This window comes from Caulobacter sp. FG7, from assembly GCF_057808875.1.
This window is the reverse complement of record NZ_JBMDIW010000014.1, coordinates 1-26259: the sequence shown is the minus strand read 5'-3', so window position 1 is coordinate 26259 and position 26259 is coordinate 1. Positions and strand designations below refer to the sequence as shown.

Below are 26259 nucleotides of genomic sequence, written 5' to 3'. Positions count from 1 at the left end.
CCTACGCCCCTTTGAGAGCGGTTTGTAGACTCGCCGCGCTGGTCTATATCCACGCCTCATGACCAACGACGACGTCCTCGAAGAATTCCGCGCCGCCGGCGCCCTCCGCGAAGGCCACTTCGTGCTCTCCAGCGGCCTGCACAGCCCGGTCTTCCTGCAGAAGAACCTGGTGTTCATGCGGCCCGAGCGCTGCGAGCGCCTGTGCAAGGCCCTGGCCGACAAGATCGTGGCCACTGTGGGCCATGTCGACGTGGCGGTTTCGCCCGCCGTCGGCGGCATCATCCCCGGCTACGAGACCGCCCGTCACCTGAACGTGCCGTCGATCTATGTCGAGCGCGAGGGCGGCGGCTTCAAGTTCCGTCGCGGCTTCCACATCGAGCCGGGCCAGAAGGTCGTGATGGTCGAGGACATCGTCACCACCGGCCTGTCGTCGCGCGAATGCATCCAGGCGATCAAGGACGCCGGCGGCGACGTCGTCGCGGCGGCCTGCATCGTCGACCGCTCGGGCGGCAAGGCCGATGTCGGCGTGCCGCTGATCGCGCTGGCCAGCCTCGAAGTCCCGGCCTATCCGGCCGACGCCCTGCCGCCCGAACTGGCCGCGATCCCGATCGAGGATCCGGGCAGTCGCCGGCTGAAGGGCTGAGCCCCATGCTCCGGCTCGGCGTCAACATCGACCACGTGGCCACGATCCGCAACGCGCGCGGGTCGAGCTATCCCGAGCCGGTGCGCGCCGCCGAGCTGGCGCTGGCGGCCGGCGCCGACGGCATCACCGCGCACCTGCGCGAGGACCGCCGGCACATCAGCGACGCCGACATCGCCGTCCTCACCGACCTCTGCCTCAAGCGCGGCAAGCCGCTGAACTTCGAGATGGCGGTCACCGACGAGATGGTCGGCATAGCCATCAACGCCAGGCCGCACGCGGCCTGCCTGGTGCCCGAGCGGCGCGAGGAGGTGACCACCGAGGGCGGCCTCGACGTGGTCAAGGGCGCCAACCGGATCGCTGACGCCACCGGCCGCCTGCGCACCGTCGGCGCGCGGGTGTCGCTGTTCATCGAGCCCGATCACGCCCAGATCCAGGCGTCCGCGGATGTCGGCGCCCAGGTCGTGGAGCTGCACACCGGCGCCTATTGCGACGCCGCTCGCGCCGGCGAGACCGAACGCGCCGCCGCCATACTTGAGCGCCTCAAGTCCGGCGCGGCCTTCGCCGCCTCGCTGGGCCTTGAGGTTCACGCCGGCCATGGCATCGACTACGCGACGGTCAAGCCGGTGGCGGCGATCCCGCAGATCGTCGAGCTGAACATCGGCCACTTCCTGATCGGCGAGGCGATATTCGTGGGTTTGCCGCAGGCCATTCTTCGGATGCGGACCCTGATGGACGCGGCGAGGCTGGAGAACGCGGCGTGATTATCGGCATCGGTTCGGACCTCAGCGACATCCGCCGGATCGAGAAGACCCTCGAACGGTTCGGCGAGCGCTTCACCAACAAGGTCTTCACCGAGATCGAGCGCAAGCGGTCCGAGCGCAAGCCCGACCGCGCCTCCAGCTACGCCAAGCGCTTCGCCGCCAAGGAGGCCTGCTCGAAGGCTTTGGGCACCGGCCTGAAGCAGGGCGTGCACCTGGGCGACATGGGCGTGGTGAACCTGCCGTCGGGCAAGCCGACCATGGCCCTGACTGGCGGGGCGGCCGCCAAGCTGGCCCAGCTGATCCCCGAGGGCATGGTTCCGGTGATACATCTGTCGCTGACCGACGACCACCCCTATGCCCAGGCCTTCGTGATCATCGAGGCCGTGCCGGCGGCTTAGGACCGGGGCTACTTTCCCCGTAAAATCCCAGCGAAAGCGGGGACCTAGGCTTTTTCTGAAACGCGCGGCGCTCGACGATAAAACACCTGGGTCCCCGCTTTCGCGGGATTTTACGGAGGGAAGGTCAGCTGCCTACTGCCGCCCCGCGCCGGAACCGCGAGCCGCCGCCTTCGTAGCCGACCGCCTCGAAGGCGCTGACAGCGCCCTTGGCGTCGCGCTCGAACACCACACGGCGCCCCGACTCGCCGGCCACGGTGAAGGTCTCGCCGCCCAGCGGCAGCAGCACGGTCAACGGCCGGCGGCCGCGCTTCATGGCCAGGCGGCCGTCGACCTGCACGATCTCGACCGCGCCATAGGCGCCGACATAGTCGGCCAGCGGCTTGGTCGCCGGCGGCGCGGCTTCGGCGCGCAGGCTTTCCAGCGCCCAGCGGGCGTCCTGGGCGGCCGGGCCGGTCGCGGTCTTCAGCACGGCTTCCAGCGCCAGGGCGCGGGCGGCGTCCAGCGCCTCAGCCGCGGGAACGGCCACGTCGGGTTGCACCCCATCGCCTTCCCAGTTGGTCTTGGTGATGGGGCTTACCGGCGAGCCGTTGGAGACGAAGATCGAGAAGCCGCCGGCCACCGGCACGGGACCGCCCGGATTGGCCGCGCCGCCGCTGGCCTCGCCGACGATCACCGCCCGCCTGGCGTTCTTCAACGTGTAGGCCAGGGCCTCGGCCGCCGAACCGGTACGGCCGCTGATCAGCACGTAGAGCGGCGTCTCCAGGCGCGGGGCGGGGTGCCAGTCCTTGGGGGCCTCGCTCTCGGTCCCTTCGCGGTACTTGAAGGTGTTGTAGATGTCGGCGCCCTTGGGCGTGAAGGCGCTGGCAAGGTAGCCGACCATGGCAGGCGATCCGCCGCCGTTGTCGCGCAGGTCGATGATTACCGCGTCCGTATTGGCCACGGTCTGCAACGCCGCCTCGATAGCCTTGCGGGCCGGGGCGTCGGGCTGGCCGAACTCGAAGTGGGCGAACATCCGCATGTCGATGTAGCCGAGATTGCCGTTCAGGATCTCGACCCGGCGGATTCCGTAGTTGGCGCGCCTGATCGGGTCGACGCGCGGCGGGCCGGGCGCGGCGGCGGCCGACGGGCTTGGCGCCGGGCGCGGGGCGGGCGCCGGCTCTGCCGACCACGAGACGTTGAAGTGATGGTCCAGCGGCCGTAGGCGCTCGCTCAGCGTCGTGGCCAGGTCGCGCGGGTCAGTGAGGCGGTCGTAGGTTCCCTTGGCGGCCTCGGCCCGCAGCTGCGCCGCGACCGCCGCGCCCTTGGCGGCGTCGTAATAGTTGTCGGCTATGGCCTGGGCCACGCCCTCGACCACCGGACGCGGCGCGACCTCGGCGGACTTGGCCTGCCAGGCCGCCATCAGGCCTACGGTGAGGATGAACAGAGGGGCGAGCGGGCGCATCGGCGGGGTCCAGGGCGAAATCGGCGCCGGGAGAACATCATTCGCCAAGCGCGGCGGCCAATGAATAATCTTTAAGGCGAGCCGGGCGCGCGGCGCCAAACGGGCGCCACGAAGCGTCACTATCGCCGGCGGTGCTTGCCCGCGACGACAACCGCGTCTAGCAAGACCTGTCGGGCTCGCCCGACCCCCATTCGCAAAGAGCCCCGCGCGCATGACCGAAGCCGTCGAGACCACGCCCCCCGAAGAAGAAAAGGGCGGCGCCGTCAACGAATTCATCGAGATCATCAAGACCGTGGCCTACGCCCTGGGCATCGCCCTGGTGCTGCGGGTTCTGCTGTTCCAGCCGTTCACGATCCCGTCGGCCTCGATGGAGCCCAACCTCTATCAAGGCGACTACATCATCGTCTCGAAGTTCTCGTACGGCTATTCGAAGCACTCGATCCCGTTCAGCCCGCCGCTGTTCAAGGGCCGCATCCTGGGCTCGGCGCCCAAGCGCGGCGACATCATCGTCTTCAAGCTGCCGCGCGACGGCCACGTCGACTACATCAAGCGCCTGGTCGGCCTGCCGGGCGACAAGGTCCAGGTCCGCGGCGGCGCGCTCTACATCAATGGCAAGGCGGTCAAGCGCCAGGAGCAGGCCGACGTGCTGGTCGACAGCGGCTACGGCTTCACCCAGCCGATGAAGCGCATCCAGGAAACCACGCCCGAGGGTCGCACCTACCTGACCCAGGCCGACGCCGGCCCCGACACGCAGGGTGACAACACCGGCGTCTACGAGGTTCCGGAAGGCTGCTACTTCTTCATGGGCGACAACCGCGACAACTCGGCCGACAGCCGCTTCAACCCCGGCATCTCGCCGTTCAAGACGGACTCGGGGACCTGCAAGTGGAACTACGAGAACGACCAGTTCACCGGCGACGCCATCGGCGTGGGCTTCGTCCCGGCCGAGAATCTGGTCGGCAAGGCGCAGATCATCCTGCTGTCGTGGAACGCCGACGCGCACCTGTTCAAGCCGTGGACCTGGTTCATGGACGCGCGTCCGAGCCGCTTCTTCCGCGTGCTGAAGTAAGATCATGGCCGAGAAGGACAGACGGGTCGCCGCCGTCGGCGACCTGGAGCGCCGGATCGGTCATCGCTTCGAGGATCGCGAACTGCTCGAGCAGGCCCTGACCCACGCCAGCGTCGGCGACGGCGCCAAGGCCAAGGTCCGCGACAACGAGGTGCTGGAGTTCATCGGCGACCGGGTGCTGGGGCTCCTGGCCGCCGAGGCCCTGGCCGAGCGTTTCCCCAAGGCCAAGGAGGGCGAACTCGCCCCGCGCCTGAACGCCCTGGTCAGCCGCGAGACCTGCGCCCGCGTGGCCAAGGCCGCCGACCTTGGTCCGGCCCTGCGCCTGTCGGCCTCGTCGAGCAAGATCGGCGGCCGCGAGACGGAATCGATCCTCGCCGGCGCCTGCGAAGCCCTGATGGCCGCCCTCTATCAGGACGGCGGGCTGGACCTGGCCCGCAAGGTTTTCCTCGACCTGTGGTCGGAGGAATTCGACCGGGCCGGGCAGGGGCGCCCGCGCGATCCCAAGACCGCCCTGCAGGAGTGGGCCCAGAGCAAGGGCCGTCCGCTGCCGTCCTACCGGGTGCTCGACCGCACCGGTCCCGACCACGCGCCGGAGTTCACCGTCGAGGTCAGCGTCAAGGACGTCGATCCGGCCATCGCCAAGGGCAAGTCGAGGCAGGAGGCCGAGAAGGCCGCCGCCAAGGCGCTGCTGGAGCGGGTGGGCGGGTGACCTGATCTCTCCCTTCCCCCTTGATGGGGGAAGGGCGGGGATGGGGGTGACGCGGCGGTTCAGCCGCTTAAGCCGTAGCCACCCCACCCAACCCTCCCCCATCAAGGGGGAGGGCTTTTGCAGTGCTCTGTGCTACACGCACGCCCAATGACTGAAAACACCTCCAACACCCGCGCCGGGTTCGCCGCCATCATCGGCGCGCCGAACGCCGGCAAGTCCACCCTGGTCAACCGCATGGTCGGGGCCAAGGTCTCGATCGTCACCCAGAAGGTGCAGACGACGCGCTTCCCCGTGCGCGGCGTCGCCCTGGCCGGCGACACCCAGATCGTTCTCGTCGACACTCCCGGGATCTTCAGCCCGCGCCGCCGTCTCGACCGCGCCATGGTGCGGTCGGCCTGGGCCGGCTCGGAAGAGGCCGAGGTCACCGTCCACCTCGTCGACGTGCAGGCCGAACTGGCCGACCGCGCCCGTAACGCCACCCCGGCCGAGCACCGCGCCGTGCAGGACGTCCAGACCATCATCGAGGCGCTCAAGGAGAGCGGCCGCAAGGTGATCCTGGCGCTCAACAAGATCGACGGCATCAAGCGCGACACGCTGCTGGCCGTGGCCAAGGACTTCTTCGACACCGGCGTCTACACCGACGTCTTCATGATCAGCGCCGAGACCGGCGCTGGCGTCGACGACCTGACCGCCAAGCTGGCCTCGATGATGCCCGAGAGCCCCTGGCTCTACCCGGAAGACCAGACGGCCGACCTGCCGGCCCGCCTGCTGGCCGCCGAGATCACCCGCGAGAAGATCTATCTGCGTGTCCACGAGGAACTGCCCTACGCGGCCTCGGTGGAAACGACCGCGTTCGAGGAGCGCGCCGACGGCAGCGCCCGCATCGAGCAGACCATCTATGTCGAGCGCGAGGGCCAGCGCGCCATCGTGCTGGGCAAGGGCGGCCAGGTGCTGAAGTGGATCGGCCAGGCCTCGCGCGAGGAACTGCAGGATATCCTGGACCGCAAGGTCCACCTGTTCCTGCACGTGAAGGTCAAGGAGAACTGGGCCGAGGAACGCGGCCTGTTCAGCGACATGGGCCTCGATTTCGATGTTTGACGCTCCGGCGGTCGCTTCCGTGGACCTCGACGCCTACTTCGCGCGGATCGGCTATGCCGGCCCGCGCGAGGCCACGATCGAGACCCTGCGGGCGATCTGCCAGAAGCATCCCGACGCCATCCCGTTCGAGAACCTCGACGTGCTGCTGGGACGCGGGATCAGCATCGTGCCGACCGACGTCGACGCCAAGCTGATCGCCGCCGGCCGCGGCGGCTACTGCTACGAGCAGAACAGCCTGCTCAAGCGGGTGCTGCTCGCCCTCGGCTTCGAGGTCGAAGGCCTGATGGCGCGGGTGCTGTGGATGGCGCCGGAAGGCGCCCCGCCGCGTCCGCGCTCGCACCAGGTGCTGGGGGTGACGATCGACGGCGAGACCTGGCTGGCCGACGCCGGTTTCGGTGGTTGCGTGCTGACCGCGCCGCTGAGGCTGTTCGCGGACGGCGACCAGGCCAGCCCGAACGGCGCCTTCCGCATCGTCGATGCGGAATGTGACGGCGTGGTCGAGCGCCAGGCGCAGGCCGACCTGTCGGGCCGCTGGGCGCCGCTCTACCAGGTCGCCCGGGGCGCCTGGGCGGCGGTCGACTACGAACAGGCCAACTTCTTCACCTACACCCACGCCAGCTCGCACTTCACCTGGAGCATGACGGTGGGGCGCACGACGCCGACCGCTCGCTACGCCCTGAAGAATAATCGCCTGACTCACCGCGACGCCGCCGGCGCCCTGGTCGAGCAGCGCGACCTTTCGGTCGACGAGTTGGAAACGATCCTGCGCGACGTCATCGGTCTGCCGGTCGAAGCCGACTGGCGTGCGGTGCTGGAGAAGGTCGTGGCCTGGGGAACGCCGGCCTGAGGCGCTCTCCGGGGGCTTCAGACCCCTTTGGGCGGCCTGGCCCAGCTCTGGGCGGGCAGGCGCTCGGCCGGCTGGTGGTGCAGGTCGTAGCGGGTGAGCTTGGCGTTGCGCAGGTGGGATTCAAGTTCGTCGATGTCGGACTGGCGGGAGAAGAACAGCTTCTCGCCGTCGGACTCCCACAGGCCGCGCGCGGCGGTCAGCACGTCGAGAGCGGCCAGGGTCTCTTCATAGGTGCTGCGGCGCAGGTCGGTGCGGACGTTGCCGGCCGCCGCCGCCGCGCGCTCGTCGGCGGCCAGGCGGGCGTAGATGTGGTCGCGCACCAGCGCCGGCGCGTCGGCCTTGCGCACCGCCGCGTCGATGGCGGCCCTGGTCCTGGCCTGGCGGGCGACGTCTTCGGCCGTGGTCTGTTCCATCAGGTCGAGCGTCTTGCGCAGGCGGGCGCTGGCGGTCTGAACGTCGGCCTGCGAAGCGATGGTGATCGGCGAGATCACCAGCATGCGCTCGGTGGCCTCGTAGTGCGGCTTCAGGGTCGCGATGGCCGCCGCGTCGGCGGCGCGCTCGCCGGCGGCGATGGCCAGCAGCTCGGCCTTCAGCTCGGGTTCGGCGTCCCAGGCCTTGCGGGCCTTGCCCAGCGCGATCTGCTTTTCGACGTACCAGACGCCGTGCAGCGACATCGGCGCCAGCACCGAGGTGGCGAAGATCGCAATGGCTATGACGTTGAAACTGGCCGGACCCATCGAGGCGTCGCGCGAGCGCACATAGCCGAAATAGAGGCCGGCCCAGAGCGCCACGGCCAGCACGCCGCACGGCACCAGCGAGAACAGAAAGCGGCTGTTGAGCAGCTCCGACGGGTCGAACACCCGGCTGTCGCCGCGCATCTGCGCCAGGCTGTAGGCGGCGATGATCGCGACCCCCACCAGGGCGGTGACGATCACCGCCGGCCAGACGTTCTTGGGCTTGTCCAGCTTGCGGCTGTAGACGTGCGAAGCGATCAGAGATTCATCGGTCATGGCGCCCCCCGGCTCGATGCGACCTGATTAGCGCCTCGACCATGGAGGGTGCAATGGCTTGCGGCTCGCTTTGCGCGCGTCGGGGGTTTTGCGGTCGCCGACGGAGCGGCGTATGCACGCTCATGTCCTTGATGCGAACCGCGCCGCCGACCCTCGTGCCCCGATCGGGAGCCGCCCGATGACGGAGTGGGAGGACGACGCCTTCGTGCTGTCGGCGCGGGCGCACGGCGAGACCGGCGCCATCGTCGAGCTGCTGACCCAGGACCGGGGCAAGTTCGTCGCCCACGTGGCCGGCGCGGCCTCGCGGCGAATGAAGCCGTTCCTGCAGGCGGGCGCGCGGGTCATTACTCGCTATCGCGCCCGGGTCGCCGACCAGATGGGCTCGGCGCAGCTGGAGCCGATGGGCGAGGGGCCGTCGTCGCTGTTCGACGACCGCCTGGCCCTGGCCGGCCTGCAATCCGCCGCCGCCGTCGCCGCCGGGGCCCTGCCCGAGCGCGAACCGCATCCGGGCGCGTTCCTGGCGCTGGAGACCCTGATCCGGGTGCTGGAGATCCCCGACATCTGGCCGGCGGTCTATGTGCGCTACGAGGCGGGGCTGTTGCAGGACCTGGGCTTTGGCCTGGACCTGTCCAAGTGCGCCGCCACCGGCGACGTCGACGACCTGGTCTATGTCAGCCCGCGCACGGGGCGGGCGGTCAGCCGCAAGGCCGGCGCGCCCTATCAGGACAAGCTTCTGCCGCTGCCGCCGTTCCTGCTGTCGTCGCAGGGAGGGCTCTCCGAGGGCGACGTGAAGGCCGGCCTCGACATCACCGGCCACTTCCTCGAGCAGTTCGTGTTCGGTCCGCTGAACCGTCCGCTGCCGCCGGCCCGCATGTGGCTGCTGGACCGGCTGGGCGAGGCGGGGCGGCTTTAGGGGCCGCCCCGGCCAGTTCTAGAAGAACACCTTGCGCACGCTCAGACGCACGCTGCGGCCGAGCGGGTCCAGATAGTCTTCCTGGTAGGTGATCGGCGTGCCGCCGGCGGCGTTGCGCACCTGTTGTTTCTCGTCGAACAGGTTGGTGACGCCGAAGGTCACCCGCGTGCCGCGTAGCACCGGGTACTTGGCCACCAGCTCGCGGCGGGCGCCCAGGTTGGCGAACAGGCGCAGGTTCACCGTCGTCAGGTCGGAGAACTTCAGCGTGCCCGTCGAGCTGCCGGCGGTTCCGCCGGTGACCTCGGTGGCTTCCTTCCAGTTGGCGGTCAGGCGCGCGCCCATCCCCTGCTTGGTGAAGCCGAGCTGGGCCTCGAGTTCGTTGCGGGGCGAGCCGCCGCTGTTGCCCAGGGCGTCGCCGTCCAGCAGGTCGAGCGGGTTGCCGCCGTCGGTGATGTAGATCCGGTCGCGCAGGCGCACGGTGTGGAAGAGCGCCAGCTGCAGGCGCGCCGCGCCGAAGCCGGGGGGCGGGCCGCCGAAGCCGCCGCCGGGACCACGACCGCCGAAGCCGCCGCCCGGTCCGCCGGGACCACCGCCGGGGCCGCCCTGATCGCCGCCCGGACGCGGACCGTCGGATGGCGGCTGGGCGTTGTCGCCGCCGGCCCGTTGCTCGCCGCCGCGGTCGCCGCCCTGGCGCATGGCGCCTTGCAGCAGTTCCATGCCCGGGGGCTGGGCGCCTTCCGTGGCCGGGGCCTGGCCCTGGGTCGTCTGGGCTTGAGCCTGCTGGCCGCTCGCGGCCTGGCCGCGGCGACCTTCGCCCCGGCCTTCGCCGCCCTGGCGTTCGCGCCAGCGCTGCATCTCCTCGGGCGTCAGAGTGGGGCGGGGCGGAGTCTTGCCGATCTGGCGGCTGTAGTTGAAGCCCCAGCGGATCTGGTCGCTTTCGCGCTTGGCGAAGTTCACCGGCCGCGCGTCGATGCGGATCAGGCGACCGACCGGATCGTCCACTGTCGGGTCTTCGCGGAAGAAGCGGTCGGGGAAGGCCGCCTCGGTCGCCGCCGTGGCGCTAGGGAACGACGAGATGGGATTGTCGGTGCGCGAACGGGTGTAGCTGGCGTTGATCGACAGGCCCTCGACGACCGGCGGCTTGAGCGTGACGCCCAGGCGCAGGACCTTCTTTTCCTCGGCCTTCAGGTCCGGATTGCCGCCGGTGACGCGCGAGATCAGCACGCTTTCGCCGCGGACGTAGTCGAACGTGGTCACGTCCACGGTCGTGACCTGGGCCCCGCCCAGTTGCGACATGCTGGGGGCGCTCTCCTGGTTGTTCATCGAGACGATGAAGCTGACCGGCTTGATGGGCGACCAGTTCAGGCCGTATCCGATCGAGGTGAGGGTCCCAAAATCCGACAGCTGGTTGGCCGACAGGTTGAGATTGGCCGACAGGTCGCCGGCCTTGGCCATGAAGTTGTTCTTCCGGCTGGTGATCGGCACGTCGAAGCTGACCTGGGCGTTGGCCGTGCCGCGCGACAGGTCGGCGCTGCTTTCCGTGACGCCTTGGGCGCCGTTGCGGCGCGACCAGGAGTCCACCCAGGCGCCTTCGGCCCCGAGCTTGACGCTGGTGGAGATGTCGCCCGCCGGCAGGCGCGTCAGCGCGCCGTTCATCACCAGCTGGGTGTTGAGCGTGTCGCTGGTCGAGCTGGCGCGGTCCTTCAGGAAGCTGCCGGTGGGCAGGCCCGCGCGCGGATCGAAGGTGGGGTCCAGATCGTCGAGCCGGTCTTGCAGTTCGTCGACGCGGGGGGCGCGATCGGTGCTGGTGCGGCTTTCGTCGTGATCGTAGTTGCCGGTCAGGTTCCAGCGCCACGACTTCATCGAGCCGTCGAGGGTGAAGCCGCCATGGGCGTTCCAGGACCGGCTCCACTGCTCCATGGCGCCCAGGTCGGTCAGGTAGCGATAGACGGTCTCGTCGGCGCCCGACAGCGAGAAGGAACTGGCGGCCGGCACGTCGAATTCGGCCCGCGCCAGGCCCGACAGCGACTGGCTCTGGTCGTAGGACAGGCTGCCGTTGACCGTGGCCGAGATCCCGTTCTCGAGAATGCGGTTGTAGACGCCGTTGTACGACAGGCTGTCGGTGCGCGGGCGCAGCGTGCGGTAGGGCGTCAGGTCGCCGACATAGTTGTCGCTGGCTCCGCGCGAGATGATGTCGCGGTCGCTTTCGAGCAGCTTGTCGCTGTGGGCGTACTTGAAGGCGGTGTTCAGGCGGCCCTGGCGGTTGAGGCGCAGGGTGCTGGAGTCGAACTGCTCGGTGGTCTGGCCGCCGTCGGTGGGCGAGGCGACGCTGATCTCGCCGGTGCGGGCGCGGAAGCGCTGGCGCAGGACGATGTTCACCACCTTCTGGTCGGCCGAATAGCCGTACTTCAGGGCCACTTCCTCGGGCAGGATCTCGACCCGCTGGATGGCTTCGGTGGGGATGTCGCGGATCTCGCCCATGCCCGAGATGCGGCGGCCGTTCAGCAGGGTGACGGGCGCGCCGCCGCCGGCGCTGGCGGTCTGGGCCGACAGTTCCGACAGGAGCTCGGTCACCGAGCTGACGCCCAGCGAGCGCACGTCGGCGGCGTTGAAGGTGGTTTCCGGCTGGATGTCGCCCAGCACCGCACCGTACTGGCGCTGGCCGGTGACGACGATGCCCTCGACCTCGGTGTCGAGGTCGGCGTCGGACGGAACTTGCTGGGCGGGCTGGCGCGGGGCCTGGGTCGGCGCGGCCGTTTCCTGAGCATGCAGCATCGTCGGCGTGATGCAGCCCAGCAGACCCGCCAGGAGGGCCATCTTCCTCGTCATTCCAATCCCCAAATCTCGAACCGAATCCCTCGATTGCAGCCTCTGTAACGCATGCAACCTCGACGTAGCCTGAACGAACTGGTTCAGGTTCGGTTTGGGTTCGTCGGCTAAGGATGGGGCATGCGCATCCTGTTGGTCGAAGATGACGCGCCGTTGGCCGAAAGCATCGCACAGGCCCTGCGCGAAGAGCAGTTCGCGGTGGATATCGCCGCCGACGGCGAGACCGGCGCGCACCTGGGCGCCACCGAAACCTACGCGGCCGCCGTGCTCGATCTCGGCTTGCCCAAGCAGGACGGCCTGACGGTGCTGCGTGGCTGGCGCGCCCAGAACCGGCCGCTGCCGGTGCTGATCCTCACCGCCCGCTACGGCTGGACCGAGAAGGTCGAGGGCTTCAAGGCCGGCGCCGACGACTATCTGACCAAGCCGTTCCGGGTGGAGGAGCTGGTCATGCGGCTGCGGGCGCTGGTGCGCCGCTCGGCCGGCCATCACGGCCCGCGCATCGTCTGCGGCCGCCTGACCTTCGACGCCCAGATGGGCGGGTTCGAGTTCGACGGCATGCCGCTGAAGCTGACCAGCTTCGAGTGGCGGGTGCTGTCGTGCCTGATCCTGCGCAAGGAGGTGGTGGTCGAGCGGATGGACATTCTCGAACAGGCCTACGAGGGCGACGCGGGCGGGGATTCCAACTCGCTGGAGGTCATCGTCGGCCGGCTGCGGCGCAAGATCGGCCACGAGATGATCGAGACCGTGCGCGGCCGCGGCTATCGCCTGACGGCGGGCGCGGCGTGAAGGGCGTGCTGAACTCCATCCGGGCCAGGCTGCTGGTCAGCGGCGTGCTGTTCACCGTCGTGGCGGTGGTGCTGGCGGCCCTGACCATTCGTCCGACCCTGGACCAGTTCGTGCGCCGCAACGTCGACGCCAGCCTGGAGTCGCAGATCTCGGTGCTGGCGAGGGCGGTGAAGTCCGACGGCTCGCTCGACCAGGACCGCATCCAGTCGGTCGGCCCGTTCGTTCGTCGCGGCGCGGGCTGGGCCTGGGTGGTCCGGGGACCGGCGGGCGTGCTGCGCTCGCAGACCGTGGCTGCGGTCGAGCCGAGGCAGGGCGAGGGGCCGCCGCCCTGGCCGCGTCCCGAGCGGGATCGCGACCGTGACCGCATGCCCCAGCGTGAGATGCGCCCCGACAAGCCGCCGACCGCGCCGCTGAAAGAGTCCCGCCGCTGGCGCTCGCGCAGCGGCTGGAACGAGAGCTTTTATTTCCGCACCCTGACCATCAGCACCAGCCGCGGGCCGGTGACGGTCACCGCCGGCGCGCCGCGCTACATCCGCGACCGCATGCGCGACGAGGGCCTGCGGCCGCTGCTGCTGTCGCTGGGCGTGCTGGGCGTGGGCTTGCTGGCGGCGATGATCGGCCAGCTGGAACTGGGCCTGCGGCCGCTGCGCAAGCTCGGGTCTTCGCTGGCGGCCGTGCGCGCGGGCGAGCAGCGCCGGATCGACGACAAGCAGCCGCGCGAACTGGAGCCGGTCGTGGCCGAGCTCAACGCCCTGCTGGACCACAACGAGCAGGCCTTGGCGAAGGCCCGCAGCCACGTCTCCAACCTGGCCCATGGCCTGAAGACCCCGCTGGCCACTCTGGCCGTGCGCCTGGCCGAACCGGGGAGGGACCCCGACGGCAGCCTGGCCAGCCTGATCGCCCAGATCGACGGGGCCATCGGCCATCACCTGGGCCGGGCCCGCGCCGCCTCGCCGGGCGCGCCGGGACGGCCGGCCCTGCCTGTGCGATCGCGGCTCGATGACCTTGTCGCGGCGCTGTCGCGTATCCACGCCGCCGCCGGCGTGCGGGCCGAGCTGGACGTGGCCGACGACCTCTATGTGGCCTGCGACCCGCAGGACTTCGACGAGATGACCGGCAACCTGCTCGACAACGCCTGGAAGTTCGCCGAGCGCACGGTGCGGGTCACTGGCCGCCGTGAGGGCGCCCGTGTGGTGCTCGACATCGACGACGACGGTCCGGGCCTGACCGATGAAGCCGCCGCCGCCGCCCTGGTGCCGGGCAGCCGCCTGGACGAGCGCGGGGCCGGTCATGGTTTCGGCCTGCCGATCGCCCTGGAGCTGGCCGAGCTGCACGACGGCGCCCTGACCCTGGGCCGGGCGCCGATCGGCGGTCTGCGCGTGACCCTGGCCCTGCCGGCCCGCAGCGCCGAGGCCTGATAAGCACGGCCGTTCCCAATGCCGTGATCGGTCGGGCAGGCGACCAACGGCCGCGCTTGGCGTGGTAAGGTCACGGTGAGGACCGTGATGAAAACCTACACCTTCGTCTGCTTGGCCGGAAACCAGGTCGCCACCGCAGTCGATATCCAGGATCTGGCCGAAGACGCCTACCGGCGCCACGCCTTGTCGCTGTTGCGTGACCACGCCAGCGCCGAGACGATCGAGGTGTGGCGCGACGAGGCCGTGATCGCCCTCGTCGAGCGGGCGGGGGCCTTTCTGGGGGCGCCCGCGGCAGGATAAGCCGCAAAAACCCCGTCGCGCCTCGAATCGAGCGCCGCATATCTGCTAGGCTGACGGGCCGAAACGAATCTGACTGATGAACAAGCCCGTCCTTCCTCCCCCCGGCGGTCCCGGCGACGGCGACCGCATCCTCGAAGAGCCGCTGACCGAAGCGCTGTCCAAGCGCTATCTGGCCTATGCGCTGTCGACCATCGGCTCGCGGGCGCTGCCCGACGTCCGCGACGGCATGAAGCCGGTGCACCGGCGCGTGCTCTACGCCATGAGCAACATGCGCCTGAACCCCGAGTCCGCCGCGCGCAAGTGCGCCAAGGTGGTCGGCGAGGTGATGGGTAACTTCCACCCGCACGGCGACCAGTCGATCTACGACGCCCTGGTGCGCCTGGCTCAGGACTTCTCCCAGCGCATCCCGCTGGTCGAGGGGCAGGGCAACTTCGGCAACATCGACGGCGATAACGCCGCGGCCATGCGTTACACCGAATGCAAGATGACGGAGGCGGCGACGCTTCTGCTCGACGGCATCGACGAGGACGCGGTCGACTTCCGCCCCACCTACGACGGCCAGGACGAGGAGCCGGTGGTCCTGCCGTCGGGCTTCCCCAACCTGCTGGCCAACGGCTCGGCCGGCATCGCCGTCGGCATGGCCACCTCGATCCCGCCGCACAATCCGGCCGAACTGATCGACGCCTGCCTGCTGCTGCTTTCGAACCCCGAAGCCACGACCGCCGACATTCTCGAGCGCGTGCCGGGCCCCGACTTCCCGACCGGCGGCGTCATCGTCGAACCGGCCGCGTCCTTGCTCGAAACCTACGAGACCGGCCGTGGCGGCATCCGCACCCGCGCCAAGTGGGAGCGGGAAGAGACCGGCCGCGGCACCTACCAGATCGTCGTCACCGAGATCCCGTATCAGGTGAAGAAGTCGGATCTGGTCGAGCAGCTGGCCGACCTGATCGAGAGCAAGAAGGCCGCCCTGCTGGGCGACGTCCGCGACGAGAGCGCCGAGGACATCCGTCTGGTGCTCGAGCCGAAGTCGAAGAACGTCGAGCCCGAAGTGCTGATGGAGAGCCTGTTCAAGCTCTCGGCGCTGGAAAGCCGGTTCTCGGTCAACATCAACGTGCTGGACGCGCGCGGCACGCCGGGCGTCATGGGCATCAAGTCGGCCTTGATGGCCTTCCTGGCCCACCGTCGCGAGGTGCTGACCCGCCGGGCCCGCCACCGCCTGGCCAAGATCGAAGCCCGCCTGCACATCCTCGACGGCCTGCTGATCGCCTACCTCAATCTCGACGAGGTGATCCGCATCGTCCGCTACGAGGACAAGCCGAAGGAAAAGCTGATGGCGGCCTTCGCCCTCAGCGACATCCAGGCAGACGCCATCCTCAACACCCGCCTGCGCCAGCTTGCCAAGCTGGAGGAGATGGAGATCCGCCGCGAGCACGCCGAACTGGTGGAAGAGCGCGACGGCATCCTGGCCATGCTGGCCAGCGACAAGAAGCAGTGGGAACTGGTCGGCACGGGCCTGCGCCAAGTGCGCGCCAGCCTCATCAAGATCAAGCACCCGCTGGACAAGCCGCGCCCCACCGGCGTGACCGGCCGCTCGGTGTTCGACGTGGCGCCGGTGGTCGACGCCGACGCCGCCATCGAGGCGATGATCGTGCGCGAGCCGATCACGATCATCCTGTCCGAGCGCGGCTGGATCCGCGCCGCCAAGGGCAAGATCGACGACCCGTCCGAGCTGAAGTTCAAGGAAGGCGACAAGCTGGGCTTCCTGGTCCCGGCCGAGACCACCGACAAGCTTCTGCTGTTCACCTCCGACGGCCGCTTCTTCACGCTGGGCTGCGCCAACCTGCCGTCGGCGCGCGGTCACGGCGAGCCGGTGCGGATGATGATCGAGCTCGACGACAAGGTGAAGATCATCGACGTCTTCCCGTTCAAGGCCGGCCGCAAGCGCATCCTGGCTTCCAAGCAGGGCTACGGCTTCCTGCTGCCGGAAGAGGAGGCGCTGGCCAACCGCAAGGCGGGCAAGCAGGTGCTGACCGTCGACTCCGCCGGTGCGGCCTTCTGTCTGGAAGCCGTCGGCGACCAGCTGGCGGTGGTGGGCGACAACGGCAAGATCCTGATCTTCCCGCTGGAAGAGCTGCCGGAAATGCCGCGCGGCAAGGGCGTCAAGTTGCAGGCCTATCGCGAGGGCGGCCTGCGCGACGGCCTGTCGTTCAACGCCGAGACCGGCGGCTACTGGATCGACACGGCCCTGCGCCGACGCGAATGGACCGACTGGCAGACCTTCGTCGGCCGCCGGGCCGGCGCCGGCAAGCTGGCGCCCAAGGGCTTCCCGACCCAGAAGCGCTTCCGTCCCAAGTGATGTGACATGGCGAGAGCGGAAGCGCCGTTTCGGCGCCATGCTCTCGCCAACCCTCTGAGAGAAAAGTCGACTTATGAGCTTGTGGCGCAAGTCCGTCGGGGCCCTGGCCGGGTTCCTGGGCCTGACCGCCGCCCATCCGGGCGTGGCGAGCGCCTTGCCGCGCGCCAAGCCCGAGGCGGTGGGGTTCTCGTCCGAGAGGCTCAAGCGGGTCGACGAGACCATGCAGCGCCTGGTCGACCAGGGCCAGATCGCCGGCGGCGTCACGCTGTTGGCCCGCCACGGCAAGGTCGTCAGCCAGACGACCTACGGCAAGCGCGCTCTGGACCTGCCCGAGCCGATGCCGGCGGACGCCATTTTCCGCATCCGTTCGGAGACCAAGCCGGTGACCGGCGTGGCCATGCTGATCCTCTATGACGAGGGCCGCTGGAAGCTCGACGACCCGGTCACCAAGTTCATCCCCGAGTTCGAGAGCCTGCGGGTCGCCAATGGCGTCGACGCCTCGGGCCGGCCGATCCTGTCGCCGATCAGCCGCCCGCCGACCATGCGCGAGCTGATGACCCACACGGCCGGCTTCGCCTACGGCATCGCCGACGATCCGGGCAGCCAGGCCGACCAGGCCTATTACCGCGCCGGCGTGCTGCAGTCGGACTCGTTGTTCTCGATGGTGCAGAAGATCGCCGGCCTGCCGATGTACGCCGAGCCCGGCAAGCTGTGGCGCTACAGCGTCGCGGCCGACATCCAGGGCCTGATCGTCGAGCGCCTGTCGGGCCAGGCCCTGCCGGTGTTCATGCAGCAGCGGATCTTCAAGCCGCTGAAGATGAAGGACACCGCCTTCTGGGTCCCGGCCGACAAGGCCGCGCGCCTGGCGGCGATCTATGACGCCGATCCGGTGACCGGAAAGCTCGTGCCCGCCGTCGAGGGCGGCTGGCGCGACGTCACCAAGCCGCCCCCGGCGCCGTCCGGCGGCGGCGGCCTTCTGTCGACGGCGGGCGACTTCGCCCGCTTCGCCCAGATGATCCTCAACGGCGGCGACCTCGACGGCGTGCGCATCCTCGAGCCGGAGACGGTGGCGATGATGCGGCTGAACCACCTGCCGCCCAGCTTCCAGGTCACCACCGACGGCACGTCGGGCGTGCTCAAGCCCGGCCAGCAGAAGGCCTTCCCCTTCGCGCTGGGCATGGGCTACGGCATCGACGTGGCGGTGGCGGTGGATCCGGCCGCCTCGGGCGCGCCGGTCGGTCCCGGCACGATCAGCTGGGGCGGCAGCGCCGGCACCTGGTTCTGGATCGACCCGGCCAACGACCTCTTCTTCGTCGGCATGATCCAGCGCCTGGGCGGCGTGGGGCCCGGCCTCGACGCCGAGACCCGCAAGTGGGTCTACCAGGCGCTCGAAAGGCCGCCCGTCCGCCAGGCCGCCAACACGCCGCCTCATGCCCCGCCGGCGCCCGCCAAGGGCGGCTCCAACGGTCGCGCGCCCTCCATCCGCTGAGGCTTTGGCCCCAAGCGCTTGGATTTCCCGTCTTTCCTCGCTATCACGCCCGCTTCGGCGGGCCGTCCCGCCCCAAGATCTCGAAAGCCGACCCGATGAGCGATACGCCTCCCGACCGCCTGTCCGCCAATCCCGACAGCCCGTACTACGACGCCGAAGCGCTCGAGCGCGGCGTCGGCATCCGCTTCAAGGGCGTCGAAAAGACCAATGTCGACGAATACTGCGTCAGCGAAGGCTGGGTGCGCGTGACCGCCGGCAAGACCGTCGATCGCAAGGGCAACGCCATGACCATCAAGCTGCAGGGCGAGGTCGTGCCGTACTTCCGCGACGCCGAAACCTCGGCCGAGTAAGACGCGCGTGAGCGATCCCGACCTGCAGGCCATGGCCGACGACGAACTGTCGCGAGCCATGACCCTGTCCTGGCGCGAACTGTCGAAGGTGATTCCCTGGGGAGACACCTTCGACGGCATCTCGCCCGCCGGCCGCAACGTCGAGGTCGAGCGCAACTACCTGTGGGCCGCCCAGGAAGGCGGCGACATCCTGTGCGAAGTCGCCGTCTATGGCGGCGAGACCCGCTATGACCAGGGCGCCCGCGCCCGCGGGGTGATTTCCCGCCGCTGATCCCAACCTTGGCCGTGCAAGCGTCGCGAGCATGCGTTAACCATAACGCTGCTCGTCGAACGGCGCATGCGGGAGGGGTGGGGTGTATCAATCCGAGTTTCCGGTCGAGACGCCGGTGCCGATCTTCGATCCGACCCTGCTGGCCGGCATCGCCCTGATCACCCTGGCCGTGGCGGCCCTGGCCTTCTGCGCGGGGCGCTTCACGGGCCGCAAGGGCAGGGACGAGCGCTGGCGCGACGTGCCCAAGACCATCCACAAGGCCATACTGGCCCGCTGCGTGGCCGCCACCAGCGCGCCGACGGGCGAACTGCTGCGTCGCGCCGAGGAGCTGGTCGCCGAGGTCGAGGCGCGGGTCGGGGCGCTGATCGAGTTCGCCGCCTGCGGCAAGGCGCTCAAGAGCCTGGAGAAGGCCTGCCAGGGCCAGTTCCCCAAGCCCGAGGCCAAGCACGAGCCCAAGGCCGCCAAGCCCTGCACCTGCGGCCACCAGGCCAAGGATGAGGGCAAGCATGGCCACGAGGCCGAGCCTGCGCCGCCTTCCGCCTGCAAGGCGCCCGCGCCTTGCCAGTGCGTGATCTGCTGCGTTCCGGTCACCGTCGGCGGACTGGCCCTGGCCACGCCGCAGGTGAAGATCAGCAGCAAGCAGACCGTCATCGTCAACGCCAACTGCGCGCCGGTCCAGGCTCCGAACCCCCAGCCTCACGCCTGCACCTGTGGAGCCGGCGGCCACGGCAAGGGCCACGAGGACGAGCACAAGCCCGAGCCGCCGCTGGAGTGGAGCGAGCACATGCGCCGCCTGCGCCTGGCCGTGGTCGAGTTCGCCGACGTCTGGAACAGCCCCGACAACCTGCGCCTGCTGGAGCGCTGCCAGAAGCAGCTGACCCATACCGAGGCCGCGCCGAGGGCTGGCCACGGTCGCGACGACGGCCATGGCGGCGGTCACGGCCACTAAAGGCGCCGCTTGGTTGGGCGCGGTTAGGTGCGTATGCTCATGCGGCGGGCGAAACGCCCGCTTTCCGCCACGGTCGAGGGCGGTCGATTGAGAGCGTTTTCATCGCGGCGCCAGATCGAGGTGCGCCTGCGGTGGGTTGCCAGGGCGTGATTCGGCGTAGAGACGGCTCCGTCTTCGCGGGCCGCGGGCCGGAGTAGGAGGAAAGGAACAGGCATGGCCGCGACGGTCTCATCCCTGACGCCGGGTACGCCGGACGTCGCCAGTGAACAGCTGTCGCTTTCGGACTATGTGCCGTATCGCCTGGCGACGGCCTCCAGCGCCGTCAGCCGGCTGATCGCCCGCGCTTATGAAGACCGCTTTGGTCTGTCGATCCCGCAATGGCGACTGATGTCGATCCTGATCGAGGGACCTCTGACCCAGCATCAGGCCGTGGCTCGCACCGCCATGGACAAGGTGCGCGTCAGCCGCGCCGCCCAGGACCTGGTCGAGCGCCGCCTGGTGGCCCGGATCACCAACCGCACCGACCGTCGCTCGCACACGCTGGAACTGACCGCCGCCGGTCGCCGGCTGTTCGCCGAGATCCGTCCGCTGGCCCTGGCCTATGAGGCAGCCCTGCTGGCGGGCCTGGCGCCGGGCGAGGTGGCGACCCTCAAGCGCCTGATGGGCCGCCTGGAAGCCGCCGCCGTCCAGCTCTACGGCGCCGACGCCCCGCCGGAAGTTCCCCCGGTCTCCGAGGACTGAGCTTCAGCCCGCTGGGCCTCGTAGGCTCCGCGAGCAATGGCCCGCGCCAGGGTGTCGGCCGCCGCCGAGCCCAGCCTGGCCAGGGCAATGGCTCGGCCTGGACCCTCGCCCAGGCTCTGAGCGCCCGAGGCCAGGGCGAACACGATGTCGCCGTCGAAGGGCGTGTGGACCGGCCGGATCGCCCGCGCCAGACCGTCCTGGGCCATCATCGCCAGCCGCGTGCATTCGGCCGTGGTGAGGTCGGCGGTGACGGCGACCACGGCCAGGGTGGTGTTGGCGCCCGCCTGCAGGCGTCCCAGCGCCGCGAGTTTCGAGTTCTCCGGGATCGGCTCTACCTCGATCGCCGCGTCGGGCGCGGGACGCTTGCCGCCGAACTCGCCGTCGATTTCCCAGGGCCAGGCCCAGAAGGTCTCGCCGTCAGCCATGCGCACCGTACCCACCGGATTGACCGCCGCCAGGGCGCCGACGACCAGGCCGTCGCCGAGGTCCAGCGAGGCGCTGCCGATCCCGCCCTTTGAGAGGCCGGCCATGGCGCCCAGGCCTGCGCCAGACGCGCCCAGGGCGAAGTCCTTGTCGGCGGCGGCCGCGGCCTCGATGCCCAGCCAGCGGTAGGGCGGATCCAGGCCCCAGTCCTTGTCGCCGCCGTTGCCCAGGTCGTGCAGCACGGCGGCCGGCACGATCGGGATGGCCGGCGAGGTCGGGGCCAGGCGAATGCCGCGTCCCGAGGCAGACAGGGCCGCCACGACGCCGTCGGCCGCGCCCAGGCCGAACACCGATCCGCCCGACAGGCAGATCGCATGGGCCTTGCTGAAGTTGTTCTCGGGCCTCAGCACATCGGTCTCGCGCGTGCCGGGCCCGCCGCCGCGCACGTCGACGCCGGCGGTCCAGGCGTCGGGGCAGAGCAGGGCGGTGACGCCCGAGGCCACCGCCTCGTCCTGGGCGTGGCCGACCAGCAGGCCCTCGACGTCGGTGATCAGGTTGCGGGGACCAGGACGGGGCATGGGAAGGCTCCGATGAAAGCGCCCCCGTGTTTGAGACGAAAACCTCGTCCTTCGACAAGCTCAGGATGAGGTTTTTTCAGCGCCGAGGGCTCTGGGCCGAAAGGGGGAGCTAGACCGCCGGCGCGTAGCGGAGGCGGCAGACGGTCCAGCCGTCGACGCGGGCCATGGTGAAGGCGCCGCCCAGCTGGCGGGCCATGGCGTGGACGATGCGCAGGCCAAGGCTGGGCGAGGCGGCGGGCTCGAAGCCGGCGGGCGGGCCCGCGCCGTTGTCGCGGATGGTCAGGACGTGGCTGTCGCCTTCCTGCTCCAGGGCCACGACGATGCGGCCGTCGCTCCCGGCCGCGAAGGCGTGCTCCAGGGCGTTGTTGAAGCACTCGAGCATGACCAGGGTCACGGGGGTGGCCTGCTCGGGATGCAGTGGGTCCTCGCCGCCCTCGACGCGGATGGCGTGGCGCGCCCCGAAGGCCTGGCCGGCATCGTCGAGCAGGGCCTCGGCGAAGGTCCGGAACGGGGTCGGTTCGCCGGTCTGGTCGTGCAGCTGGCGCTGGATCTTGGCGATGGTCTCGATGCGGCCGCCGGCCTCGACCAGGGCGTGGCGGGCGTCCTCGTCCTTCATGCCCGACGACTGCAGGCGCAGCAGGGCGCCGACCATCTGCAGGTTGTTGCTCACCCGGTGGTGCATTTCGCGATAGAGCAGGTCGCGGCTGCGGGCGAGCTGCGCCTGGACCTCGCGCTCCTGCGACAGGTGGCGCATGGCCTTGCGCATGCCGTCGATGAAGAAGATGTCGACCGCCGCCACGAAGACGTAGAACGTGATCGCCACCGTCGTGGCGAAGTCGACGTGGAAGCTGTCGTACGGCGGGATGAAGAAGTACCAGGCGCACAGGCCCGACAGGGCGGCGCACAGGATGCCCGGCCCGCGCCCCGCGAAATAGGCGGTCAGCACGATGGCGGGAAAGAAGGTCAGATAGGGAAAGCCAGGCGGGAACCAGCTGTTGAGCAGCAGGCGCACGCCGAAGGCGCCGCCGGCCGCGGCCGCCGCCAGGGCATAGCCCCACGCGCCAGGAAGAGGCGTGCTCGCCCGCGACATGATCTTCGAAGAGCCCCGACTCGTCCGGCGTCGAACCTTCCGCCGCCGTGGGGAGAATATTTCCTAAAAAGACTTTCGGGTCACGGCAAATCCCCGTGTCTCGCTCAGGATACGGAAAAGCCCGCCCATCGTCAGATGGGCGGGCTTCCAAGGTCATCTTCCGGGCGGTGATCAGAACCGCTTGGAGATGTTCATGTACCAGTAGCGACCGGTCGAGTTGTGCAGGGCGCCCGAGTAACCGAAGTTGCTCGAGGTGACCGGCGGCTCCTTGTCGGCGATGTTGCGCACGCCGACCCGCAGGGTCGAGCCGTCGAACTGACCGCTCTTGAACGCGTACTGGCCGTACAGGCTGACCGTGGTCCAGTCCGAGATCGGGAAATACTGGCCGTTCACCTGGGCGGGACCGGTGTCGTAGGTCTCGCCGACATAGTTCACGAAGGCGCCCGCGCCCCAGCCGTCCTTGCGCCAGGTGAAGCTGGCGGTGCCGCGGAATTCCGGGAAGCCGTCCATCTTGATCTGGCTGCCGGCCGACGAGACGGTCAGGCCCGCCAGGGCGCCGCTGGCGATCGCCTCCTGCAGGATCTGCTCGATCGGGCTGGCCGACTGGTCGTACTTGGTCAGCTTGGCCACGTTCAGGTTGAAGCCGAAGTCGCCCCAGGGGGTGTCGTCCAGGTCGTAGGCCAGCGAGAAGTCGACGCCCTGCACCACGCGCGGCTGCAGGTTCATGTAGGTGTCGCTGATGTACGAGATGGCGCCGACGGTGTTCGTGCCGACGGGGGCGTCACGCACGACATTGGGGTTGTAGCTGCCCTGCTGGCGCAGCAGCAGGTCGTAGGCGATCTGGTTGTAGCCGCCCAGGATGCCGATGACGTTCTTTTCCCGGATCGACCAGAAGTCGGTCGTCAGGGTCAGGCGGCCGTATTCGATCGGGATGAACTTCGGCTGGTAGACGAAGCCGATCGAGGCGTTGTCGGCGTCTTCCGGCTTCAGGTCCTTGTTGCCCTGGCGAACTTCCAGCGTCGAGGTGCTGGCGCAGGTCGTGGCCGTCGGGGTGTTGATCCGGCAGAAGGCGTAGTCGGGACGGCCGTTCGAGACGGTCGAGCCCTCGCTGTAGAACTGCGGCAGGTTCGGCGCGCGGAAGCTCTGCGACACCGAGGTGCGCAGCGACAGGCCCTGGCCGACCTTCCACAGCAGGGCGCCCTTCGGCTTCAGCACGTTGCCGAAGTCCGAATAATACTCGTCGCGGGCGGCCAGCTGCAGGGTCACTTCCTCGACGAACGGGATGTTCATCTCGGGCGAGATGATCGGCACGGCCAGTTCGGCGAAGGCCGAGCTGATGACGCGGTCGCCCTTGATGTCCGGCGAGCCGGAGGCCCCCAGGACGTCGCTGTTGTAGGTCACGCCGGTGACGCTGTTGGTGTAGGTCGTCGTGCCGTCCAGGCGGTCGTCACGGTCGTCCTTGTAGGTCTCGCGACGCACTTCCACGCCCGAGGCGAAGCCGACGTCGCCGCCCGGCAGGGTGAAGAGGTCCTTCTTGGAGACCTTGAAGTCCCACATCGCCAGCGAGGTTTCGCTGATGCGGTAGACGTCGATCAGGAACGAGTTGATCGTCGCCTGGCTGTTGCGGGTGGTGTCGTCGCCCGACCAGTTGGTCTGCGAGCCGCCGTTGAACGGGTTGTAGGCGGTCGAGTCTGTGCGGTTCAGCGCCTGCTGGAAGAGCGTGCTGCTGATGGCGTTGTGCGTCTTGTCCTTCGTGCGGGCGAAGGAGTAGAGGCCGGCCGTTTCCCATTTCCAGCCGTCGCCGAACGTGCCCTTCAGGCCGCCCAGCAGGCGATAGCTGTCGTCGGTGACGGTGTAGGTGCGCGGGCCAGCGTCCACCGGGCGGTAGGTGGTGATGTTCATCGCCACGCCCGAAGCGCCCACGCCGGTCAGGCCCGACAGGCGGTTGGGGTTGGCGCTGCCGTCGGCCAGGGTCGTCGGGCCGAAGGGGTTCCAGTAGGCGTTGGCCGCGATGCTGATCGGGGCCGACGAGATCGGCGCCGACTGCTCGCGCTGGCCGGTGAACAGGGCGTGGTAGTAGCCGGCTTCACCGAAGAAGGTCATGCCGTTGTCGAGGTCGCGCTCGACGGTGCTGAAGAGGTTGGTCCGCTCCAGGCCGCCCTTGAGGGTGCGCTGCGGGTTCTCGTCGTAGCGCAGGTCGCGGTCGGCGGCGCCGGTGATGGTGCCCGACTTGATGCAGAGGTCGCCGGCCAGGACGGCGCTGCTGCAGCCGGCGGCGGTGTTGGCCGTCGGCTCGATGTGGAACACGCCCGAGGTGGTCAGGGCCACGCCGTTCTGGCGGGGCGCGGTCGACGACGGGATCAGGGTGAACGAACCCCAGGGGCTGGAGGTCGAGCGGTTGTCGAAGCTGGTGTTGCCGGCCCAGGGCGTGCCGGCCACGCGGTCGCGGTGGTCTTCGCTGGCGGCGTAGTCGCGCTCGTCGGCCATCATGCGGCTGTGGGCGGTGTACGAGCCGAAGAAGGTCAGGCGGGTGCCGTCCTCCAGGCGCGTGCCGGCCTTCAGGTTGACGGTGCCTTCGCGATAGCCGGTGCCTTCCGAGCCGCCGACCTGGGCTTCGACGCGCAGGCCCTGGAACTTGGTGTCGAGCACGGTGTTGACCACGCCGGCCACGGCGTCCGAGCCGTAGAGGGCGCCGGCGCCGTCACGCAGCACTTCGACACGCTTCACGCCGGCCACGGGCAGGGCGTTGGTGTTGACGGTCTGCACCGGCACCAGGTTTTCGGTCTGGGTGCCCGGGTGCAGCACGGCGCGGCGGCCGTTCAGCAGGGCCAGGGTGTTGCCGGTGCCCAGGCTGCGCAGGTTCAGCGACGAGACGTCGCCGCGGGCGTCGTTGAGGTTGCCGGTGGTGCGGGCTTCCTGGAACTGCACGTCGCCGGCCTGCGGGATCGAGCGGAACAGCTCGTCGCCCGACACGGCGCCGGTGGCGATGATGTCCTTCTCGGTGACGACCGAGACGGGGAGGGCTTCGGTCGTACGGGCGCCTTCGATCTGGCTGCCGACCACGATGATGGCTTCGACTTCGGCGACTTCTTCGGGAGCCGCGTTAGTCGCGGCGGCTTCCGACTGGGGGCGGGCGGCCGGCGCGGCGCGCAGGGTGATGGTCTTGCCGTCGTCCGAGGCGACGACCAGGCCGGCGGCGTCGGCCAGGCGCTTGAGGGCCTCGGTGTCCGACAGGTCGCCGGTCACGGCCGGGGTCTTGCGGCCGGTGGCGGCCTCGTAAGGGAACAGCACCTGCTTGCCGGTCTGCTTGGCGTAGGTCTGCAGCGCCGACACCGCGTCCTGCGACGGGATGTTGAAGGTGTGGCGCACGTCCTGGGCGGCGGCCCCCGTGGCGGTGGTCCCGGCGAGGGTGAGGACGGCGGCCGACGCCAGCAGCAGGCCGCGGACGGTCCGGCGGCGTTGGGTGTTACGCATGGACAAGTTCGAAAAATCCCCTTCCGCCGCGCCCCCTCGACGCGACGTTCTAATCGCCTCGACGGCAGACCGTGCGGAAACCTCCACTCGGCGAGCGAAAATTTGTGGCGACGGTGTGACGAGTGTGGCGCTGGCGCCACTTTGTTGGGAACCTCCCCCGGTGGGGGAGGCGATCGCGTAGCGATCGGTGGGGGGGGGATAACTTTTCGAAGCCTCGTTCGAAGCCTCGAAAGCTGAGAACGGCCCCCCTCCGCCCCTTTGCCAAGATGCTCCCCCTGAAGGGGGAGCTGTCGCGAAGCGACTGAGGGGGAAGGGA

General features: G+C 69.5%; 23 protein-coding genes. 17 read left to right on the top strand and 6 right to left on the bottom strand.

The features are described from left to right. Positions 1–58 precede the first annotated feature (58 nt). The 3 genes from pyrE to acpS are packed head-to-tail and all read left to right on the top strand — an operon-like array spanning position 59 to position 1802. On the top strand, positions 59–643 hold the full coding sequence (pyrE, locus tag ACODR1_RS13020; protein WP_101717646.1) for an orotate phosphoribosyltransferase: 585 nt from the start codon (positions 59–61) through the stop codon (positions 641–643). 5 nt (positions 644–648) lie between these two features. After that, entirely contained in the window at positions 649–1404 is a 756-nt protein-coding gene (locus tag ACODR1_RS13015) for a pyridoxine 5'-phosphate synthase (RefSeq protein ID WP_488880828.1), read from the top strand. After that, the gene (gene acpS, locus ACODR1_RS13010) at positions 1401–1802 is read left to right on the top strand and encodes a holo-ACP synthase (RefSeq protein ID WP_101717648.1); all 402 of its coding nucleotides are present in this window, start codon (positions 1401–1403) and stop codon (positions 1800–1802) included. The genes ACODR1_RS13015 and acpS overlap by 4 nt, the downstream gene beginning before the upstream one ends. A 124-nt stretch (positions 1803–1926) precedes the next feature. On the opposite strand, the gene ACODR1_RS13005 is transcribed toward acpS, so the two are convergent. After that, on the bottom strand, positions 1927–3243 hold the full coding sequence (locus ACODR1_RS13005; RefSeq protein ID WP_488880827.1) for a S41 family peptidase: 1317 nt from the start codon (positions 3241–3243) through the stop codon (positions 1927–1929). A 211-nt stretch (positions 3244–3454) separates the two neighbouring features. Here ACODR1_RS13005 and lepB point away from each other — a divergent pair, with 211 nt between their 5' ends. The 4 genes from lepB to ACODR1_RS12985 all read left to right on the top strand — a co-directional run bounded on the left by lepB (position 3455) and on the right by ACODR1_RS12985 (position 6966). After that, positions 3455–4312, top strand: coding sequence for a signal peptidase I (gene lepB / locus ACODR1_RS13000; protein WP_488880826.1), 858 nt, complete (start codon positions 3455–3457; stop codon positions 4310–4312). Between the two features lie 4 nt (positions 4313–4316). After that, positions 4317–5021, top strand: a complete 705-nt coding sequence (rnc, locus tag ACODR1_RS12995) for a ribonuclease III (RefSeq protein ID WP_488880825.1) — start codon at positions 4317–4319, stop codon at positions 5019–5021. 147 nt (positions 5022–5168) lie between these two features. Beyond that, positions 5169–6119 carry a GTPase Era gene (gene era, locus ACODR1_RS12990; RefSeq protein WP_488880824.1) on the top strand — a complete coding sequence of 317 codons (951 nt, stop codon included), beginning with the start codon at positions 5169–5171 and terminating at the stop codon, positions 6117–6119. Continuing rightward, positions 6112–6966, top strand: a complete 855-nt coding sequence (locus ACODR1_RS12985; protein WP_488880823.1) for an arylamine N-acetyltransferase family protein — start codon at positions 6112–6114, stop codon at positions 6964–6966. Before era ends, ACODR1_RS12985 begins: the two co-directional genes overlap by 8 nt. 17 nt (positions 6967–6983) lie before the next feature. Here the strand turns inward: ACODR1_RS12985 and ACODR1_RS12980 are convergent, their stop codons facing one another. After that, positions 6984–7976, bottom strand: a complete 993-nt coding sequence (locus ACODR1_RS12980) for a hypothetical protein (protein WP_488880822.1) — start codon at positions 7974–7976, stop codon at positions 6984–6986. 178 nt (positions 7977–8154) lie between these two features. Between ACODR1_RS12980 and recO the strand changes: the two genes are divergently transcribed. Then, positions 8155–8889: a DNA repair protein RecO gene (gene recO, locus ACODR1_RS12975; protein ID WP_488880821.1), complete on the top strand. Its 735-nt coding sequence runs from the start codon at positions 8155–8157 to the stop codon at positions 8887–8889. An 18-nt stretch (positions 8890–8907) separates the two neighbouring features. Here recO and ACODR1_RS12970 read toward each other — a convergent pair whose 3' ends face one another. Beyond that, complete coding sequence (locus ACODR1_RS12970; protein WP_488880820.1) at positions 8908–11718, bottom strand: TonB-dependent receptor; 2811 nt, start codon at positions 11716–11718, stop codon at positions 8908–8910. Positions 11719–11838: 120 nt separating this feature from the next. Between ACODR1_RS12970 and ACODR1_RS12965 the strand changes: the two genes are divergently transcribed. From ACODR1_RS12965 to ACODR1_RS12925, 9 genes are all read left to right on the top strand, one after another. Beyond that, a complete protein-coding gene (locus ACODR1_RS12965) occupies positions 11839–12504 on the top strand; it encodes a response regulator (protein ID WP_488880819.1) in 666 nt (221 codons plus the stop codon). Positions 12505–12509: 5 nt separating this feature from the next. Beyond that, positions 12510–13922: an ATP-binding protein gene (locus ACODR1_RS12960; protein WP_488880818.1), complete on the top strand. Its 1413-nt coding sequence runs from the start codon at positions 12510–12512 to the stop codon at positions 13920–13922. A gap of 87 nt (positions 13923–14009) precedes the next feature. Further along, positions 14010–14222 (top strand): hypothetical protein, encoded by a 213-nt coding sequence (locus ACODR1_RS12955; RefSeq protein WP_116489384.1) that lies wholly within the window; start codon positions 14010–14012, stop codon positions 14220–14222. A gap of 76 nt (positions 14223–14298) precedes the next feature. Beyond that, positions 14299–16578 carry a DNA topoisomerase IV subunit A gene (gene parC, locus ACODR1_RS12950; protein WP_488880817.1) on the top strand — a complete coding sequence of 760 codons (2280 nt, stop codon included), beginning with the start codon at positions 14299–14301 and terminating at the stop codon, positions 16576–16578. Between the two features lie 73 nt (positions 16579–16651). Then, on the top strand, positions 16652–18067 hold the full coding sequence (locus ACODR1_RS12945) for a serine hydrolase domain-containing protein (RefSeq protein WP_488880816.1): 1416 nt from the start codon (positions 16652–16654) through the stop codon (positions 18065–18067). A gap of 95 nt (positions 18068–18162) precedes the next feature. Continuing rightward, on the top strand, positions 18163–18417 hold the full coding sequence (locus ACODR1_RS12940) for a DUF3297 family protein (RefSeq protein ID WP_101717660.1): 255 nt from the start codon (positions 18163–18165) through the stop codon (positions 18415–18417). Positions 18418–18448: 31 nt separating this feature from the next. Then, positions 18449–18688 carry a hypothetical protein gene (locus ACODR1_RS12935; protein WP_101717683.1) on the top strand — a complete coding sequence of 80 codons (240 nt, stop codon included), beginning with the start codon at positions 18449–18451 and terminating at the stop codon, positions 18686–18688. 82 nt (positions 18689–18770) lie between these two features. After that, entirely contained in the window at positions 18771–19637 is an 867-nt protein-coding gene (locus ACODR1_RS12930; RefSeq protein WP_488880815.1) for a hypothetical protein, read from the top strand. Between the two features lie 213 nt (positions 19638–19850). Continuing rightward, positions 19851–20378: a MarR family winged helix-turn-helix transcriptional regulator gene (locus tag ACODR1_RS12925; protein WP_101717662.1), complete on the top strand. Its 528-nt coding sequence runs from the start codon at positions 19851–19853 to the stop codon at positions 20376–20378. Here ACODR1_RS12925 and ACODR1_RS12920 read toward each other — a convergent pair. The 3 genes from ACODR1_RS12920 to ACODR1_RS12910 form a co-directional block, all read right to left on the bottom strand. Continuing rightward, a complete protein-coding gene (locus tag ACODR1_RS12920) occupies positions 20330–21379 on the bottom strand; it encodes a P1 family peptidase (protein WP_488880814.1) in 1050 nt (349 codons plus the stop codon). The genes ACODR1_RS12925 and ACODR1_RS12920 overlap by 49 nt on opposite strands. A 109-nt stretch (positions 21380–21488) precedes the next feature. Continuing rightward, positions 21489–22469 carry a sensor histidine kinase gene (locus tag ACODR1_RS12915; RefSeq protein WP_488880813.1) on the bottom strand — a complete coding sequence of 327 codons (981 nt, stop codon included), beginning with the start codon at positions 22467–22469 and terminating at the stop codon, positions 21489–21491. Between the two features lie 171 nt (positions 22470–22640). Then, positions 22641–25943, bottom strand: a complete 3303-nt coding sequence (locus ACODR1_RS12910; RefSeq protein WP_488880812.1) for a TonB-dependent receptor — start codon at positions 25941–25943, stop codon at positions 22641–22643. Between the last annotated feature and the right edge of the window lie 316 nt (positions 25944–26259).